The sequence below is a fragment of the Vibrio sp. 10N.222.49.C9 genome (genome assembly GCF_041474985.1).
Classification (GTDB): Bacteria; Pseudomonadota; Gammaproteobacteria; order Enterobacterales; family Vibrionaceae; genus Vibrio; species Vibrio crassostreae_C.
On the sequence record NZ_JBFRVD010000448.1, the window covers coordinates 1 to 325 of the forward strand.

Annotated in this window: 1 pseudogene; it reads left to right on the forward strand. The window is 48.9% G+C overall.

From position 1 onward, the window contains the following. A pseudogene (locus AB4585_RS23925) lies at positions 1–325 on the forward strand (AcrB/AcrD/AcrF family protein); the annotation flags it as partial.

The window sequence follows — 325 nt, forward strand, 5'->3', positions numbered from 1 at the left end:
GTGACGACTGGCGCCAACAAAGCAAAATGCTGACACCTATCATCAACCAAGACAAAGCCCTTCGCGCTGGTATAAACCGAGCAGACATTGCCTTTGCGATGAAACGAGGAACTAACGGCATGCCGTTAGGTCGCATGAACCTTAACGATGAGCTGATCCCTATTCAGCTGCGTGGTTCAAATCAAGATATGGCATCCCTTGAAACCTTGCCTGTGAAATCTCTGCTAGGACTGCACTCAGTACCTCTAGGTCAAGTAGTGGATGGTTTTGAGTTGGCAACAGAGGAAAGCATGATTTGGCGTCGCGATCGCGTCAAGACCATTAC